A 20,837-nucleotide genomic window follows, 5' to 3' on the forward strand; every position below is an offset into this window, starting at 1 on the left:
AATTATCAAAAATAAAGCATTCATTTTCATAACAGAAAGGTTACTGTTCCTCAAATTCAATGAAAAGTTCGTAAACATAATCCGGGCTACAATCAGCCTTAGCTTGGGTTTACTTTCCAAAGTAAGTCCATCCAACAATTCTGTTATCCAGCAAATTGTTTCCTTTCGATATTCCCAAATAAATATATAGGATCATCGTATAGATGTCTGGTTTTCGGATCTTAAATGATTGGGCTAACCATTTTCAAAAAAAAACGCAACAAAAAGTATTTAAACTTTTCGGATCTACTACTGCTTCTTTTTTAACGTCAAAAAAAAGGGAGCCCAAAATCGGACTCCCTTTAGTCAATTCTCTGCGCTCCTTTTAACGGACCACAATTAATCGCTGCATGTCTCTGTGACCCGAATTGGTGATAGTACTCACAAAGTACACCCCTGCTGGCAGGTCATTTACGGAGATTTCGTAAGACTTGCTAAAGTTGCCGTCACCTGGCACGAAGGTATTTACCAACCTGCCTCTCAGATCAAATATACGCACTTCTGCGATTTGCTCTGTCTCGTGATCCAAAGTAAGTTTCAGGAAGGTAGATGCCGGATTCGGATACATTTTTATCAATACCGGATCAGGTGTTGACGAATCGTTTTCCAGGCTTGCTACGTCTTCAAAAACCGTAATCTGCACCGTTTCGGTATAAAGTGGTACACCGTATTTACTGATTCGGGCTTTAACTTCATATACCCCAGGTTCGGTAAAGATCGATACCGGATTCTTTTTCTTGGAAGCATTTCCATTTCCAAAATCCCAATAGTAACTCAATTCCGGATCAGCGGTGCCCAGTAAATCTCCTGAGAATTTCACCATCAATGGTCCCGTTCCTTCCATTGGACTGGCTACCAGCATGGGGGCGTTTTCCTGATTGGTACGTAACCCAACTTCAGAGTTGACAGTTTCACTGCTTACGCTGATTATCTCAAAAGCGGATAGTTTCGGCTGGTTCAATCCCGATAGGGAAGTGAAATTCATGTTCAATTCACCATCGGCTACCGTCACTTCAAAAGATTGGGTCAGCACGGTCTGGGGGCCGACTTCGGCATTGATATCCAGGTCGTCCAGAACCAGGTCACCTTCCACACTCACATCAAACACCCGTTTGCTGCTGCCTCCAGTACTGCCTCCATCGGCGCCCCAGTAAATTTCAGCAAAGTGAAGGATTACCTGGTAAGCACCATTTGGAACTGGTACCGCATAGTCAAAAACTTTCGGTGTAGAACTCCTTTCGGTCTGATAAAGAGCCGGTACCGTTGCATTGGTATTCGTATAGCTTTTTCCTCCGATGAAGTAATTGTCCTCTGCAAAGGCTTTGCCATCGTGACTCAGTGCCGGGCCGCCTGCATTGATACGCAGTTCGAAAGAGGGATCTTCCGGTATCACTACCGCTTCTTCCACTGCTATCTGAATGCTGGCATTATCCGTTGCTCCCTGAGCATCCGTCACGGTCAGCGTCACTTCGTAATCCCCTGCATCAACAAAGGTGAAAGATGGATTCGCTTCCGTGGAAATTGCTCCTGTGCCAAAGTCCCAGAGGTAAGTCACGGCGCCTTCTACATCGCCGCTGTTTGCTCCGGTGAAATTAACCGTCAATGGTGCAGTTCCGGATGTGTTATCCGAAGTCGCTACCGCTACTGGCGGCTCGTTCAATCCAAGTATCTCAAAGGCCGATAGCTTCGGCTGATTGACTCCCTCTAAGGAGGTGAAGTTCATGTTCAATTCACCATCACTTACCGTCACTTCAAAAGATTGGGTCAGCACGGTCTGGGTTCCTACTTCGGCATTGAGATCCAGATCGTCCAGAACCAGATTACCTTCCAAACTCACATCAAACACCCGCTTGCCAATTCCGTCAGCACCGCCACCATTAGCTCCCCAGAATATCTCAGCAAAGTGAAGGATTACCTGGTATGTCCCATTTGGAACTGGTACCCCATAATCAAAGACTTTCGGGGTGGAACTCCTTTCGGTCTGGTAAAGAGCCGGTACCGTTGCATTGGTATTCGTATAGCTTTTTCCTCCGATGAAGTAGGTGTCTTCCGCAAAGGCGTTGCCATTGTGATTCAGTGCCGGGCCGCCTGCATTGATACGCAGTTCGAAAGAAGGATCAACCGGTATCATTACCGCTTCTTCCACTGCTATCTGAATGCTGGCATTATCCGTTGCTCCCTGAGCATCCGTCACGGTCAGCGTCACTTCGTAATCCCCTGCATCAACAAAGGTATAAGACGGATTCGCTTCCGTGGAAGTGGCTCCAGTACCAAAATTCCATAGGTAGGTCACGCCGCCTTCTGCATCGCTGCTGTTTGCTCCGGTGAAATTAACCGTCAATGGTGCAGTTCCGGATGTGTTATCCGAAGTCGCTACCGCTACTGGCGGCTCGTTCAATCCAAGTATCTCAAAACCCGATAGCTTCGGCTGGTCGACTCCACCCAGAGAGGTGAAATTCATAGTCAGCTCTCCATCGGTAACTGTCACTTGGACTGATTCTGTGAAAACTGTTTGAGTTCCCACTTCTGCATTGATATCCAAGTCGTCCAATACCACATTTCCTTCCAGGCTCACATCAAACACCCGCTTACCGGCTCCCCCGGCACCACCGCCATTGGCTCCCCAGTAAATCTCAGCAAAGTGAAGGATTACCTGGTATGTGCCATTCGGAACAGGTACCGCATAGTTAAAGACTTTCGGTGCAGAACTTCGCTCCGTCTGGTAAAGGGCCGGCACCGGTGCGCTGGTATTACTGTACGTACTTCCGCCAATGAAATAATTATCGGCCGCAAAGAATTTACCATCATGATTCAGCGCAGGTCCGCCTGCATTGATCCGCAATTCGAACGAAGGGTCAACCGGTATCACAATATCAGGCGAGACTGTGACCACTAATTCATCTGTATCTTCAACCCCTAGCGCATCCGTTACTTTCAAGGTGACATTATAGCTACCTATCTGGTTAAATGTGAAAACGGGATTGGGCTGGATGGAAGTGAATCCATTTCCAAAGTCCCACTGATAACTAACCGCTCCCTCTGGATCACTGCTGTTATCTCCCGTAAAGCTCACCGTTAATGGTGCTGTTCCGGAAGTTACGTTAGCAATTGCTACTGCTACCGGTGGCTGGTTAGCGCCTACCTCTATGCTTACAGTAGCCACATCACTGGCTCCCAATTCATCGGTCACTGTCAGGGATACTTCATAGGTCCCTGCTGTTGCAAAGGTATACTCAGGGTTCGCCTGGGTTGTGGTCACACCGGTTCCAAAGTCCCAGAGATAGGTCACTTCGCCTTCTGCATCCGTGCTGTTAAAACCGGTAAAGTTGACCCTCAGTGGCGCTAGTCCGGAGGTAATATCTGCTTCCGCCACTGCTACAGGAGGCTGATTTGCTGCCACCTCTATGCTAACGGCATCCACATTGCTGGCTCCCAACTCATCCGTTACCGTCAGAGATACCTCGTAGGTCCCCGCTGTTGCAAAGGTATATTCAGGGTTCGCCTGGGTTGTGGTCACACCGGTTCCAAAGTCCCAGAGATAAGTCACTTCGCCTTCTGCATCCGTGCTGTTCGCACCGGTAAAGTTAACCGTCAGTGGCGCTAGTCCGGAGGTAATATCTGCTTCCGCCACTGCTACAGGAGGCTGATTTACTGCCACCTCTATGCTAACGGCATCCACATTGCTGGCACCCGACTCATCCGTTACCGTCAGAGATACCTCGTAGGTTCCCGCTGTTGCAAAGGTATACTCAGGGTTCGCCTGGGTTGTGGTCACACCGGTTCCAAAGTCCCAAAGGTAGGTCACTTCGCCTTCTGCATCCGTGCTGTTAGTACCCGTAAAGTTGACCGTCAACGGAGCAAAGCCAGAGGTAACATTTGCTTCTGCTACCGCAACTGGAGGCTCATTTGTCGTGGTTGCACCCTCTATTGCTATACCCGAAATACTAGGTCGGTTCGCACTTGGATTTAGTGCAATCTCCAGCAATCCATCGGCTACCTCTATATTGGTAAAGGTCAATTTAACCGGGGTATTACCTGATTCAAGGAAAAGATCCAGATCGTCTTTGACAAGCTGTCCTTCCATAACGATATCAAACACCCTGCTTCCGGCACCACCAGCGACTACCTTCCCGAAATAAAGTTCGTTATGGTAGGTGCTTACCGTATAGGTACCATTTGGAACTTCAATGCTTAGATTCAGTGGCGCAAGATCTGCACCCGAACCTCTTTCCGTCTGGTAAAGGGGTTCTGTGCTTGCAGAGGCATTCGTGTAGGTATGATCCGTATCGAAATAATCTGGTAAGTTTATGTCACCTATAAAGGTCTTGCCTTCCAGACTTACATCTGCTACGCTCCCGGTATTCAGATATAGTGTGAAGTCAGGAGCCACCGGTTCCTCATTTACACTGAGAATTTCAAATGCAGCTAACTTAGGTTGATCTGTTCCCCCAACCTCTGATAGGGCTGAGAAATCCATGTTCAACTGGCCATCAATGACTTCTACTTCAAACACTTCTGTTACCGGAGTTTGCGGTCCAACCAGTGCATTGATGTCGTAATTATCTAGTTGCAACACATCTTCAATGCTTACGTCAAATACACGCTGACCTGCCGTTCCACTACCTCCACCTCCGGTGGCTCCATGGTAAATCTCAGCGAAGTGCAAAATCACTTCGTAAGTCCCATTCGGCACCGGTACATTGTAGCCAAACACTTTAGGTGTTGAACTCCGTTCTGTCTGATACAATGCCGGTACTGTTGCGCTCGTGTTGGTGTACGTTTTACCTCCTTCAAAGTAGTTGTCGGCATCAAACACTTTTCCATCAAAGGAGACTTCCGGTCCACCTGCGTTTATGCGCAGTTCGAACGAAGGTTGTACTCCCGGATCGGTCACCACCACTTCGAGCTGTTGCTCGTCGACATTCCCGTTTCCATCCGTTACCGTCAGTACTACTGTGTAGGTTCCCGGCTGTGTAAAGGTATATGCCGGGTTTTCTTCGGTAGACGTATCTCCATTTCCAAAATCCCAGAAGTAGGTCACGTCATCCAGATCATCACTGCTACCATCTCCCGTGAAAGAAACAGTCAACGGTGCATTCCCGGTGGTAACATTTGCATCCGGCACAGCAACTGGCGGCAGGTTTTCATCCACCTCAATTACCAGAGTTGTTTGTGCACTTTCGCCGTTATCATCCGTTACCATCAGGCTTACCGTATAGGTACCCGGAGTGGCAAAGGTATGCGCAGGACTTACCAAGGTAGAGCTGCTCTCATCATCAAAATCCCAGGCATAGGCTACGATGCTACCGTTAGCTTCAGACTCGCTGCCGTCAAATTGCACTGTCAATGGAGCAATTCCTTGCTGCACATCTGCAATTGCCACAGCGATAGGTTCAACCAAATCCACTACCTCAATCTGCTGGGTGGCTGAATTTACAAGGCCACGATCATCCGTAAGCGTAAGCTCTACAGTATAGGTACCTATGCTGGTAAAGGTATGTGATGGGTTGGGCTCGTCTGAACTGTTTCCATCTCCAAAGTCCCAGGCGTAGGATACGATTTCACCCTCATCTGTGGAATTATCACTACTAAATGCCACCGTAAGCGGAACCCTTCCTTCTGTAACATTTGCTTCCAACACCACTTCCGGAGCCTGGTTGATCGACAGGTTCATTTCGGAATCAGCCGTCAATCCATTGAGATCGGTTGCCGTCACCAGCAGGTTGTAATTGTTGGCTTCATCTCCAGGCACCGTTCCGGACAACACTCCTTCACTGGATATGGTTAACCAGCCCGGTAGTGCAGCGCCTCCTACAAGCGTAGCACTATATTGCAGCTTGTTGCCTGGATATCCTTTGTCAAAGAATCCGGATAGATCCATACTGATGGTCTCTCCAGGATCTGCCATGTAATCTTCCAGGGCAGTTGCAGTAGGTACTGCTTCCGGTCGGATATTGATGAAATAGAAGGTATTATCATTCCAATCACAGTTGGCCGATCCGGCACCGCATCCATTCTGAACAAAATCCTGAAGGACAATGTATTCGTTAGGTATGATGTTGCCCTCCCGGTCAATTGCCTTGTATATTCTCAACCCGAGCAGGTCCGGACGGTCCCCATTAATGTTGTTTCCTCCACTAGAAAGGTAACTGGAAACTGAAATTCGGAAGGCCTGAGAGATGCTGTTGGAAACATCGAAATTGACGGTCTCATTATCACCTGCTTTTGGAAGTAGGGTCTGATACCAATCGGCCTGATGGCTAAAGCTCATACCTCCTACCGTGCCGGTTCCGTCCACTTCTACAAACCGGGATCCATTGCTGGATGGTCCTCCGTGAAGGGCCGATAATTGAATGCCAATCACCGGTTTGGTGGGGTCTGCCTGCACGAAGTTATCGGACAGGATCATGTCTCCTTCATATCCGGCATCAATATTTTCCGGAATTGGATAATTCGAACTCGGTCGATAGGTAATCGTATTCGGTGGATTAATAGTGCCTTCGTCATTCACGATACTCAGCATGCTGGTCTTGAAACCAAAGGCATCAAATACCTGCTGGGCATCTATCTCCTTACCCCCTTCCGGTACCGGTACATATCCACCGTGAAGCGTTGCAAGTGCATTTTCGCCATTATCGGCGTTACTAACAATTTCAAGGGTCTCTTTCATCATGGTGGTATTGTTTCCATTTACACCAATGAACGTGATCGAAAGGTCCCTGGAGCTACCTGGCTGTATAGTCATAGGTAACTCAGTGGATTCAATACCTTGCGGAACGATGTTGTAGATAAACCGATTCTCATCGGAAATAATGATCTCATCAATTACCAAAGGTTCTGTACCCGTGTTGTTCAGTCTCATGACATTATTGTCATGGAATTTCGCTCCTGTAGAACCGGTATTGTTGATTCTGTAGAAGGTAAAGTAATCTTCTGCAGGGAAGCCTCTCTCTGTGCCTGGGACTTTGGTCATGTTTTCCATTCCCAACAGGGCATTGGTTGGTTCCTCTATGCTGAAGGAGTAATTTCTGGAAGTGATATTGCCATTGGCATCTTCTGCTTCTACCAGCAATTCAAAATCACCCGCTTCATCCAGAACGAACGGCTCTGTAAAGCTCTCAAAGGCGGCTCCATTAATACTGTATTCCAATCGCTCGATAGCTCCGCTCTCACTTTGATCTGCAGCAATCAGTTTAATGGAAACAGGACCTCTGTAAACGCCCTCTGCTGCCTGCAAACCTTCAAATTCAACACTAAGAGTTGGCGGAAGAGCAGCTGTATTGATAGGTGCAATCCGTATGTAATTCGGCTTGGCATTCACACCCTGAGCAGCGAGGCTCAGTCGTAATTTGCCATCGGTTACTTCCACCATCTCGGTGTTTTCGAAATGAACCAAATTATCCGGATTGCTACTTTCCTGATTGAAGTCTATCACCCGGACTCCATTCACATCCAGGGAATGGTAGCTGTCCGTGTAATCCGGATCCCCCACACTGATGTTTACATTGTACAATCCATTTGGAAGCTCCACCAACCAATCTCTTTGCGGATAGGTGGCTGTCGTGCGGTGACCGATAATAGTAAAGGTATTTAACAAGGGATCCTCGTCTGCAACCGTATTTCGGTTTCGTCCATTGACACTGGCATCTGCCGGTGTCTCGGTACCTGGAAGTACCCATCCGAAATTCAATTGTCCCAAATCGGTGGTTTGCAAGCCATACGGAGCACCCAGGTCATCAACATAGCCTTCTGGAGATTGTGAAATTTGCTCCGGAGTCTGGAAGTTAAACTGATACACATAGACGGCTTCCTGGGTAATATTCACCCTAACTTCCAGCGTTGCCGCTTCGTAATTTGGAGCATCCGCCGTAAGCGTGGCGGTATAGTTTCCTATCGCCAGGCCAGCCTTGTCAAAGCTGATTTCAAATGGCGTACCCAATTCGAAGGTCGCGGGCAGATTGAGCCTGGGGTCCGAACTGCTCAGGCTTACTTCACCTGCGGTTAATCCTCCATTCGCTGAAAGGGTTACTTCCTGTACCACAGGATCCGAATCGTTTACGGTTCCGTTCAATGCCAGTACCTCCGGATCAAATTCCAATCGCAGGGTACCGTCTTCAAATGGAATCACGTTTTCAATGACAAACATGTAATCCTGGTAATCACCATTGGAAGCATCTTCAAAATTGATGAGGTAACTGTTTTCTACAAGATTACCTTCCCTGTCCTTTACAGGGTAGGTTCTCACCCGTCTGGCTACTTCTGTGTTCAGATCGTCTTCTGTATAATTGGTTCGGTTAAATACCTGAGAAGTTACGTAGACCCCAAAAACAGCTCCCTGAGGATCAAATGTATCCGTACCTTCAGAAATTTCGGGATAAAGGGTTTGATGCTGTCCAAATTCTCCGGACATCACCCCTACTTCATTAAGCGTAATCGATTCATCCTCGGTATACCAGCCAAAAGGAATTTCCTCATCTGGCGAATACCTACCAATCGGTGTGATTTTCACGTCCTCAGCACCAGCTTTCACCCACTGCTGTACCAACACCTCATCTCCTTTCAATACTGGCTGCGTACCATCCGAAAGGGATGTCCAGCCTACATTGATACCAATACCAAGGGCATCTACCACATCCTGCAGGGGAGGCTCGTTTCCACCTTCAAATCCGGTTTTCTTCAAGCCATGCAGCCCTACTTCCAGCACTGGCTGCTCCGGATTATCGGTAGCAATTTCCAATACCGCTTCCTGATATCCCAGGTTACTGGTATTCAGATCGGGCGCATAGGTCACCGAATATGTGATCGATTCTCCAGGCGCCAGGGTTGCCGTACCGACAGGACTTACCGGGTCGTACTGATCCGCAAAAGGTCCGGCTACCGAAACACCCGTAATGGTCACTCCCTCGTTTCCTTCATTGGTGATTTCCACCACTTTGGTCTGAGACTGATCTCCCGCAGTATTGTTGGTCGTTTCAAACAACAATTCCTCAGGCGCAGCTACCAGTTCTGGCTTCAATGTTGCCGGGATGGCCGCGCGCAACAAGGTCAGTCTGGCGATGCCATTGTTGTCCCTGTCATATTCTGATACATAGATGTTTCCAGTATTGGGATCTTCCACCAAATCCAGAGGATCATCAAATCCTCCCAGACCAGGTATCTGATTGTATACTTCACCAATGTTCCCATTGTTGTTCGGCTCCATGACGAAGATATCGTCCTGTCCACTGAACCTTACTACCATCAACAGTCCCTGCAGCCTGCCTTCGAAGGCATCACTTTTATACTCAATCACGCCGTTTGGAGACTTGTTTTTTCCAAAGTCATAGGCAGGGGTTCTGTAATTCGGATCAGGGCCCAAAGTAGTTGGGTACTTTGCCACATCCCTGTAAGGCTCGGTTTCCTGGCCTGGTACACCACTATATGGCATTCCTCCATGGTTCAGGATAAACTCTCCCCTATAGGGATTAGGATGCCCGTGATAACTGCCACCCTGGGTTTTGAACAACCAGTCCTTTTGTGTTTCTCCTCCTGTGAGTGCAGGCGCAAAAGGAATATTGGACAGCCCATCAATTCTCCTTGCCAATGAGTAGTTATTCGTTGACGGAGAATTTGGTGAATCGCTATTGTTACCGGCCGTTCCATTCGTCGGCACATATAGCCAACCATTGGAGTGCCAAATCAAATCGTAGGCATTCCGGATACCGGTGGCAAATATAGTCACCGGCGAATCTGCAGAATAGGGGTTATAAGTAGACCCATCTCCCATCAATAGTCCATTTGAAGGAGCTGCATTGATCACTCCGATATCGTCCGTGGTATACACGCTCAGCGGAAGATTCGCTGGCAATTTATCCAGATCTACCCTCAGTACTGCAGCGGCAAGCAATCGCTCCGCCCGGTTGCCCCAGGCAGGATCGGGGGCTCCACCCGCAGAATTACTTCCCTGAGCAATGTACATCAGTCCCTCCTCATCAAAGGCCAGGCTATTGGTCAGGTGATCTTTGGTAGAGCGCGGCAAGTGAATTACCAAATCCTGCACGGTATTCAAATCGGGACCTGTCAATTTGGTCAGTTTTCCGTCCCATGCCGGCCCGTTAGTTAACGAGGCAGCACTATGCGTCACATAGGCGATCAGGTTATCCGCAGTCGATGCAGGGTCAAATACCAAACCTATTATCAGACGGTTGTTTCCAGCCATCATTCCGGTCTCCGGATGTGGTGAACCGTTTAATTCCGGACTCAATACTTCCAGGTTAATCAAGGTACCGTCAGCCTCTATATCCCAGCGGAAAATCTTTCCGTCAGACTGGAAATCTCCCACGGTGCTGGCATAAAGCTTCCCGTCAGGTCCGATTACCAAACTTGAGAACCGTTCATTGACAGTACCCTCTCCCAAATCCGTTCCGCCAGGAACGGCAGTAAAGGCTACCCCTTCCAGATCCCTAACCGGAACAGGTAAATCATCTTCAGTACCTGTAGTAAATCTGGATTCAAAGGTGGCAAAGGTCAACCGATCTGATAAATCACCGGTGCGATTTGCTTCCACTCCCGAAATACGGAACAAATAGGTTGTGTTCTCTTTTAACTGCTCGATTGGGGTAAGCGTAATGGCATCTCCTCCACCGGTATCGTTGGAGTTACTCGGCACGAAAACTTCTCCATCTACCGTCAACTCGTACAAGTTGATGTTTCCAGCAAGCGTACCATTATCCAATTCGTAACCATCCGGAGTCAGGATTTCTACATTTACCTGAAGGTCATTTAGGGAAACGTTTGTGGCATTATTCGCAGGTGTAACATTGATAAACAACGGCACATTGGAATCGGTTTTTTGCACGATTTCCAAAGAATGAACCTTTGTGTTAAATCCACCGCTGGCATCTATGGTCAATCGTCCATCAAGTATGGTTGCCGTGACTGAAACAGAGGTCATTCGGCTTGAAGCACCGTCAATTCCAGTTGGCACAAAGCCATCCACGGCATTGACTCCTTCTACGTTGATCGTATGGGAAGGAGTAGTACCTTCCTGCCCGTCTACTTCAGGGTCTCCTACACCAATGGTTACCTCATAGGTACCATTAGGTACATCCAATTCCCATATTCCTTCAGTTGTGACACCATTGGTGCCTCCTGCATCCCCATACTGCATGTGTATTAGGGTATTTTGGATTAAATTCACTCCGGCCAAATCCCTGTTACGGGTATTGTCAGCCAGGTTTAGCGGCGTTTGTCCATTCGTGGTCAACCAGCCATAGTCATATCCGTTTCCACGATCCCCATAAGGAGCCCCGCTGTCTTTGATATAACCGGCAGGTACATCGTCTATGGCCCTGGAAAAGTTGATTTTTATAGGATCAAAATCTCCTGCTGGCAGTTGATCCGGAGTAATCTCAAATTCAGTAAATGTGTACACCACCTCGGATACGGTCTCCCTTCGCTTGCTGGCAAAAACGCCGGCAAAGGTCAGGTCCTGATGGGCAGGGTTACCATTGAGATAGGTGGCAGGAAGCGCCACTGAGCCCAATTCGATTTCTACACCTCCATTGAGACTGTAGTAACCAGTGAGTAGGTTGTTTTCTACATCTACATACAATCGCAAGGTGACCGCACTACTATGAATGGCCGAAACACCGTTCGCCTGAATATTATTTGCAACGTCTGCAGGAGCCAATCCATTGATTTCTCTCAGAATCTCCACTTTTCCACCATTGGCGACAACCAACTTAACGAAGTTGTCTTCATTCAATCCAAACCAGATTCCAGCCTGTTCAGAGTTATCTGAGCCATCGCTGTAAGGGTTCAGAACAGTAGTACTAATACTGAAATTACCATTCCCATTGGCGTCAATCCCGACTCCCAGCGTGTTGATTTGGGAATTAACATCCGTGCTGGTCGTATTGGTGCTGCCATTGGTACGGTAAGCAATTCCGTTTGCGGCATTCACAAGTAGGTTTCCTCCTGACAAGCTTAATCTACCCGGTTCGTATCCGGGTACATTTGGATAGGATACGGCTCCGTCTATATCGAGGCGGGCCGACGGATTGTCCACCATGGTAAAGCCTGTATTGCCCAAGCCGCCTTCATCACCGGTAAACTGCAGGCTAAACGGTAATCCCGCTTCTAATTCACTGCAATCCAGTAAACTGATGGGTGAACATCCATCCGATCCCCCATCGAATGGCCTTACATTTCTGGCAATCACCACAATGTCCTGGTAGTCAAATCCACTTACGTGTTCTTCTGTCGCGATAATGTAAGCATTTGCTTCACCAGGTAATGCATATACCCGAATATGATGCGGGATGGCGCCGGTAAAGCTATTCAACGCATCTTCGCTGTAAAGGAAGCGGTTGCTGAAGAATGGCCAGCGGTTATAGAACCCGAAACTTCCCGTTCCCGGATCAAAGGAAGTACTTCCAGTAATGACCGGATTCAGGGTTTGTCCATTTCCGGAAATATTATTTTGAACGGTGAACAATTCCTGGGTAGAACCACCATCACCACTGCTGTACCAGCCAAATCCGGTAATCGGATTGTTGCCTTCCGGTCCGTAAACGCTTAATACTTCGATTTCTACCGGTGCATCTGTAGCACGTTGGAAATACTGAATGTCGAGCTCATCTCCCAGCAGGTTGTTATACGAACTTCCCGCAGGTAAATTGATTAGGTTGGTAGCCGGATCAGTATCTCCCACGTCAATCAATCCTTGTCCCAATTGGCTATCCAGGATCCACTGCAGAGATGGTTCTTCGTTTCCGCCAGTACCAATTTTACCCAATCCACTCAGGCTTATCTGCACCGGATCAGCATTCTGACCTGAAATGGTCAATAGCGCGAACTTAGGACCGGTACTCGCCGGGGTAAATTCCACGGTAAAGGAAGCCGAATTTTGGGCATTGACTACCGTAGGAAGCCCGGTCACGGTAAACTGGTCGCTATGGGTACCGGTTATCGTGGTCGTAATTCCTTCCAGAGGTGCATTACCCAAATTGGACAACAAAATTTCTTCTTCGAAAATAGATCCTCCAACAACAGCATCACCAACTACCTCTTCGGTACCAACCGCAATGGATGGCGCCGGAGCAGCCTGGTTGCTTGGTTTGAGCAGTACAATCTCGCTTCTGGCATAATCTGAAACGTAGATATTTCCAGTGCTAACATCTTCTATCAGGTCTAGCGGATCACCAAATCCGGTAAATCCGGGTATGCCCTCCTTGAAGGTGGAAATGTCGCCATTCGGTCCATCTGGTACCAGGGCAATGATATCACTGCCTCCGCTGTATCGGACTACCAATAAGGCACCAGTTAGGTTTCCATTTTCGGCGTTGCTTCGGTATTCAATAACTCCGTTTGGAGATTTATTAAATTCAAAATCAAAGGCCGCACCCCGATAATTCACGTCGGGTTGCACGCCATTATATACAGAATTATCCACATCTGCGTCCCCGCGATTCAGAACAAATTCCCCTCTGAACGGATTTGGATGGCCGTAATAACCTAATCCTGCCGAAGGGTTCATTCGGAACAGCCAGTCTCGCTGAACATTGTTATTATTTGAGGCAGAAATTGGCGGATAGTCGGCATCGGAATGGTCATAAATGGTGCCATCCGGTCTGCGGGTACCGCTTACAGAGGCAGGGGAATTGCTTCCACCTGCAGTTCCGTTGGCTGGCACGTACATTTGACCATTGGAATGCCAAACCAAATCGTAGGCGTTTCTAACTCCCGTAGCAAACAAGGTAAGTGGGGCATTCACATAGTACGGGTTGTACATGCCGTCCAGTGTGGGTGAATTGATATCCACATTATTTATGGCCGACTGATTACGCGTCGTCATGGCGTCCAAAGGAAGCGTAGCTGGAAGTTTTGTCAGATCCAGTTTCAGCGTTGCCGCTGAAAGCAGGCTTTCTTCCCGGTTACCCCAGGCACCATCCGGTGCTCCTCCGGCACTGTTACTACCCTGGTTAAAGTAGAGCATATTAGGCTCACCAGGTCGGAAAGCGATGCTATTCGTCAGGTGATCTCTCAGGGATCTGGGCAGGTTGGTTACCAGCAATTCTTCATTTTCCAGATTCGCTCCAGTCAATCGCGAAAGCTTACCATCCCAATCTGGGGCACTGTTTAGCCCAGCAGAATTGTGCGATACGTATGCAATCAGATTTCCTGCGGTCGCATTCGGATCAAATTCCAATCCGACTGCTGTGCGACCGTTGTAAGCAGATTTCCATGCAGAAAGGGTTTGCTTTCCAGATAGAGTTCCATCTGCATTGATGGTCCAGCGGTGAATATCCCCTCCAATGGTCAGTCCGTACAGTTTATTTTCAGGCCCTATGGTAAGCGTCGTGTATTCTGCCCCGGAAGCAACTGCTCCCTGCTTCGTGAAGGACACGTTGTCGAGGTCAGTAGTGGGTCCTGAAGAACCTCCGGAACCAGTAGTAAAGGAGGAAGTAAAAGGCTCAAACGCTTCACCGGCAAGATCTTTCACGCCATCTACTTCAAAGACATAAGTTGTATTTGCTTCTAATGGCAAACTTGGCACCAGGTTGATGGCGTCACCGCCTCCGGTTCCATTGACGCTGGCGCCAATAGGAGTATTACTGCTTTGCTTAAATAACCTCACAGTACTATTGGTAATGGTGCTGTTGTCTACACTGGTTAATCCGCTTTCATTCGGATTGGGCAAGAATAGGTTATTGGCGGAAACACTGGTAGTAACCGATACGTTAATGGCTCCGTTTTCCGGATTCACACCCAGGATTCGAGGCGTTTGTACCCCTCCTTCTGTAGCGGTAATGCGAACAAAATTAATCTTGGTATTGAAGCCGGTTCCCGGATCCAGGGTCAAACGCCCGTCCGCAACGACTACTTGTACGGTGCCGGTAGTAAATCGGCCTGGAGCTCCTGTTTCTCCTTGGGGAACAAAAGCGTTTATGGCAGAAATACCCTCCACATTTATGGTATGCGATGGTGTGTCTTCTACCGAACCATCTACATTCGGATCACCCACACCTACCGTGACACTATAAGAGCCGTTGGGAACAGCTAATTCCCATTTGGCATCCGGCAAATAACCATTGGCTGCATTGTCTGAAACATCCCCATATTGCATGTGGGAAAGCGTATTTTCTAAAACTGATACTCCGGCTACTTCACGGTTTCTGCCGTTAAGGGTAAGGTCAGCAAGGGTATTTCCTGCTGCATCCAGCCAGCCATAGCTGAAGCCGTTGCCCCTATCCCCATAAGCATCACCTGCATCTCGCAAATAACCGGATGGAGCTGCGGTTTCGGGATCAGAAAAATTAATGTTTGCTTCAAAATCAGGTGTACCCGGATCGACGTTTGCTTCCGTGATCACCAGGCTTACCTCCATTTCCGCATTGCTATATCCCAGATCCGGCTGGTCTATTGCCATAACCATGGTGGAATAGGTGCCTGGCTCTAAATCTTCCTTCACGCTGAATTCAAGTGTTCCCAAAGCAGGGTTGGTGGGGAGCGTCAACCATTCGCCTGAATCCGGATCATCCGAAATAACGATGGTTGGATTTCCAGTGCTGGAAGTCAATTCCACTGACTGAGCTGCAATGGTTGCCCCCTCTTCACCTGAAAAATTCAATTGAGAAACCGAGAAGTCCAGGCTCAACGGTGGCGTTTCCTGATCTACTGAGAAATAGGCAAAGTCCGTATCAAATGCCGTGCTTCCGTTTCGGTAGGAAGAATAAATACCGGCAAAAGCCAGGCCTGTCTCATCTCCAACAGTCAAACCGTTCAGGTAATCCTGAGGTAGACTCATGGATTCCAAACCGGTCTTACTCAACTCCACAAAATCGCCTGAGCCAATAGCGTAATATCCGGTAATGGTCATGGCTTGTGGATCCACTACCATGCGTAACGTAACGTTCTGGCCGTTAACACCCACATCTGTCACTTGAATCTGATCCGGAGAATCGGTTCCATTTACTGATAGGGCATTAAGTTCTTTGCGTAGTTCTACGTTATTCGCATTTACATTCAGTTTCACAAAATTATCTTCGTCCAAACCGAACCAAATACCGGACTGTGCGGAATTGCCTCCGGTAGCGATCCCAAGCAATTGGGTTTCGATCACCAATGGCTGCGAAAGATCGGCTATCCCTACACCCAGGCTATTAACCTGCGTATTCGTATTGCCACTCTGCCCTGGATTCAGGTAGGCGATACCTTTGGAGGCAGTAAGTCTCAGATTTCCTCCATTTACAGCTATTTTTGAAGGCTCGTACCCAATGACTTCTGGATAGGTCACCGGCAAATCAGCCGCCAGCCTGGATTCTGAATGTGGATCTACCATCGTAAATCCTGTACCAACCCCACTCCCATCTTCCAGGCCACCATCAGTTCCATCAAATTCCAATCGCAAAGGAAGGGCCTTGGGAATTCCGTTGCAATCCAACAAGCTCCATGGAGAACAAGGATCGGGCGTCTCTACAAGGACCGTCACTGTCCAATCCGATTCACTTCCATCGGCTGCCAACACGGTGTAGACAACTGGATTCGTAAAATCCTGGGATGTTCCCGAAACAGGAGTAACAGATGCTCCTGAAATGGTAAATTCCGGAGTCAATGTAGTAACATCTGTACCAAAAGGCACCTGAATGTTTACGGCTTCATTTTCTGCATCAATACTAATCGTACCGATTCCACCCTGCAAGGCAAAAGTCTCAATGGATTTGTCAGCCGATAATGGAGTCGCTATTGATAATCCGGCCTCCAGCACTGCTGGTTGATAGCCTTGCGCAGTGGCGATGATCGTATTGTTTCGAGTCTCTCCCTCTGCCAATGCACTGGCATCTATGCTAAAATCTATCGAGCCAAGCGCGGCAGTTTGGGGTAAGCTGAGCCAATCATTGCTTCCAGTAATGAGTTTATCTTCGGAATTAATATTGTCATCAATCACCAATCCTATATTGCCGGCACCGGAACCAGTCAGGGTACTGCTGAATGCTCCGGTGGCTCCGGGAGCAAGGCTGGAATTCACCAGGGCCGGGTCAAAACTTAACTGCCCGGATGCGGGTGTTCCCGAACTTTCTATTAGCCTAATATAATTAATTTTTGAGTTGTACCCTCCTAACCCATTCATAGTCAACAACCCATCTGTCACTTCCACGATCAGGGTTCCGTTTCTGTTTTCACCAGCTTCCGGGACAAAGGCAGGGACTACGGTGTAGCCTTCTACCGTTGCACTGTGGCGGCTATCCAGGTCGGTTCCGGCATCTCCCAATCCTACAGTCACTTCATAGATGCCGTTGGGAACTTCCATTTCCCAGAATAGTTCATTGCCTCTGGGTTGCCCGGACCAGGACTGAACTCCTCCAGTTGCGTTAAGTATGTTGTCACCCTGAAAATGAACCAAAGTACCTTCCAATTGTTCCTGAACGGGAGCACTGCTATAGCTGCCAACTATACGGTTTCTGCCTACTCCAGTGCTGTTATTAGCAGCTTCATCGGAAGCATCAAAAGGGGCTCCACTTGATTTCAACTTCCACCCGTAGGCGTAATCCGTTTCGTTAAAGGCAAGGGAGGCGTGGCCAAATTGCTTACCATAATCGATCAGGTAACCCGCAGGAGGAACTGTAGTTCGGTCCTGGAAGTTAATGTTGGCCGCAAAACCAGAAGCTACTGTTACGGATACAGTCCATTCAGCACTAGACCCGTCTGAACCGATAAAGGTGTAAATAACCGGATTGGTGAAATCCTGAGCAAGACCCGATGCTGGGCTTACCTCTGAACCATCAAAGGTAAATTCCGGAGTAAGTGCCGTAATATCAGTGCCAAAGGGCACAAGAATCGTCACTTCCTGATTAACCTGATTGATGTTTACCTCTCCAATTCCTCCGGAAAGGCTAAAGGTCTGAAAGCCTTTGGCTACTTCAGCTTTTTCGCTTACGGAGACGGTCCAAACTTGAACTGTTCCATCTTCTGCTGTAACCGTGTATTCTACTGGATTGGTAAAATCCTGACTTTCACCACTGGCAGGTATGGCAGAAGCCGCTTCAGAGAGGATGTAAGTTGGGGATAGCGCGGTACGATCGGTACCAAACGGCACAAGTACGGATACGGTATGATTTTCGGCATCAATCAATGCTTCTTCAGCCTGTTCGGCCAGCGAAAAAGAGCTTATCGCATTTCCTGAAAGAAGTGGGACTGCATTCAAATCTTCCGTCACCACCTGAGAATAGTCCGTACTTAACCGGACTGGGCCGACTTTGGCATTGTTGGTAGAAGCAGAACTGATAAACAAGCGCCCGATCTGAGGGGTCCCGGAGACGGTTTGGTTTCCGGCATTCGTCCAGGTATTGGCCGCTTCAGAAACGGTAGGCGCCAGGGTCCATTGGTAGGCAATGCTGGAGGCTCCGTCCCATACTCCCTTCACCAGAAATTGGACGGTTTCTCCAAAGGGTACTTCTTCGGTACCATTATCAGAAGCTGGACCAGCCAGGCCGACACGCGCTATCAGGCCCGTACCGCCTCCTTTTGCCATTTGTAAACGTACCCAAGGGGTAGCTCCTGAATTTTCGTCGATTCGGATAGCCGTTCGTATTCTGTCACCTGCACCGGTTCCCAAGCTATTTACCTGAAAATAGGTAGCGAAATAGAAGGGAACGTTTGGTGTCAGAGTTACGGGATTGTTAGTCAATGGGATCAGGTCATGCGCATGATTACCCAGGGAAAAATCCAGGTAATGGCTCGTGTTATCGCTTAAACCTTCATTCACAACCGGAATGGAAGCATCTCCAGCATTTTCTTTCAGCCATTGCGTGGGAGCAATTTCATGTAGGTTGCCTGTCCCGTAATTGTCAAAATTCTCAATAAAGGAAAAATCTGAGGGGAGGGCCGTGATCGTTACTGTCCAATCTTGAGTACTACCATCTTCTGCCGTCACGGTGTAGGTAACCGGACTGGTGAAATTCTGGGTACTACCGGAGGTAGGGGTTACCACAGCATTATTCGATAGAGTAAAGTCTGGGGCTAACGAACTTAAATCCGTTCCCGGAGGCATCACTACTTCGATGGTTCCGGCCTCAAAATCTGTCTCTGCACTGATTTGGTCATTTACGGAAAAACCAAGAATATCCTTTTCCGCACTGGCGGTCAATGGTAAAATTTCTATGGCCTGGATAAGAGCATTATTGGCTGAAGCAATAAATTGCAAATTCAGTTCTCCATCCGAAACAGTTACGTTGTTTTGGGTAATTCCCAACACGCCCTTTCCGTATAGCTCAAACAGGTCAAGGTTGTCCTGAGCAAGTTCTCCTTCCATAAGGATATCAAAAATGCGGGCGCCAGCAGTGGTTTGATAATTCTCCACCATGTGGACCCGAACAGTATATTGCCCGTTAGCTATAGGGAAGTCGTAGCCAAAATTAGCCCCAAATCTTCTGGGATAGTAAAGGTCTTGATGGCCTCCGCTGACCTCGTAAGGGGAGTAGGAGGTAAAGGAAGCAGTAGTTTCCTCGGTTTCCACCAGGTAATCCATGTTTTCCTCCAAAAACAAATCTCCGTCTTTGGAGTAATCAAATCCGGCCACATTCATCCGATAAGGGATGGCAACCAAACCTGGATCGGCTACCGGGGCTTCCTCAATGGAAAAGTCCGTAAACAAACCCGTAATAGGTTCACCCGCTGCTGCATTCCGGTGTGAAGTAAAAATCCCGGAGTAGGTTTGTCCTGAAAAATAAGATGCCGGAACCGACCGGCTGTCTCCTTCAGGGCCGGTAACCAGCACTTCTTCTCCTGCTCCCAAACGGTAAAAACCCTGTACCGTATTCGCTACAGGGTCAAACTCCAGGCGCAGGGTTATCGGGCCGGTATCAGTCGATAGATTAGCCGTATTTATTTCCAAAAATGCAGTCTGGCTGGTAGTGTTATCCATATTTTCCACCTGTAGCTGGATTTTCCGCTGGTTAGGATCACCGTTCTTCACCACCACCAGTTTGACGTAGTGATCTTCGTCTTTCCCAAACCAGATTCCTGCTTGCTGGGAACTGTTTCCGTTACTTACCTGAAAATTGGGATTGATCAGGGTAGAGGAAACGCTAAACGTTCCGGTGGGAACTGCCAGTTCTACACCAAGCGCATTTACCTGCGAATTGGTATTGTTACTGGAAGGAGTACCAGATGGCTGGCTGTAAAAGATCCCTTTGGTGCTGATTATACTCAGCCCGCTGACATCCCTGCTAATCTGGCCAGGCTCGTATCCAGGTACGTCCGAATTGGTGGGCGTTGTCAGAGGAGCACTGGGTTCCAGCACCATGGTAAATCCGGATTCCGAAAGACCTCCCTGGTTTTGGGTAAAATCAAAATTTACCGGCAAACCCTGTAGAATCTGGCTGCAATCCAGGGGACTAATGCCAGGGCAGGGAGCTTCCAGGGAACGGACTTTGCCCGTAAGGTCAATCCGGACTTCCGGCTGAGGATCTTCCAATGGAAGCACGTCATCAAACTCAGGGGAATAGGAGCGAGCTACGTTGATTGAAATTTCTGCCGCGTTAAAAAATAACAGCAAGAAAAAGAGTACTTTGGACAGGTAACGGTGTTTCATGAGAATGAAAATAATGTGATAAACCTACTTTCTGAATAGAAATTCGTAAATAGAAATTGTACCCTGACAAGATCACGACAGAATCCAATTACGCTAAAAACTAAAACCTACTTCAAATTCAAAAGACGTATATCTGTATTTAAAAAACAAATTATTTATTTTAAAAAATTTTTTTGTTCCATTTTACCTACAATTCGTCCGATTTTTACACAATAATTTTACT

General features: G+C 48.0%; 1 protein-coding gene. It reads right to left on the bottom strand.

Annotated elements, in window-relative coordinates; all coding sequences use genetic code 11:
- Positions 1 to 364: 364 nt before the first annotated feature.
- The gene (locus GKS34_RS17920; RefSeq protein WP_163386361.1) at positions 365 to 20,614 is read right to left on the bottom strand and encodes a malectin domain-containing carbohydrate-binding protein; all 20,250 of its coding nucleotides are present in this window, start codon (positions 20,612 to 20,614) and stop codon (positions 365 to 367) included.
- Positions 20,615 to 20,837: the final 223 nt, after the last annotated feature.

This window comes from Cyclobacterium jeungdonense, from assembly GCF_010994275.1.
Taxonomy (GTDB): domain Bacteria; phylum Bacteroidota; class Bacteroidia; order Cytophagales; family Cyclobacteriaceae; genus Cyclobacterium; species Cyclobacterium jeungdonense.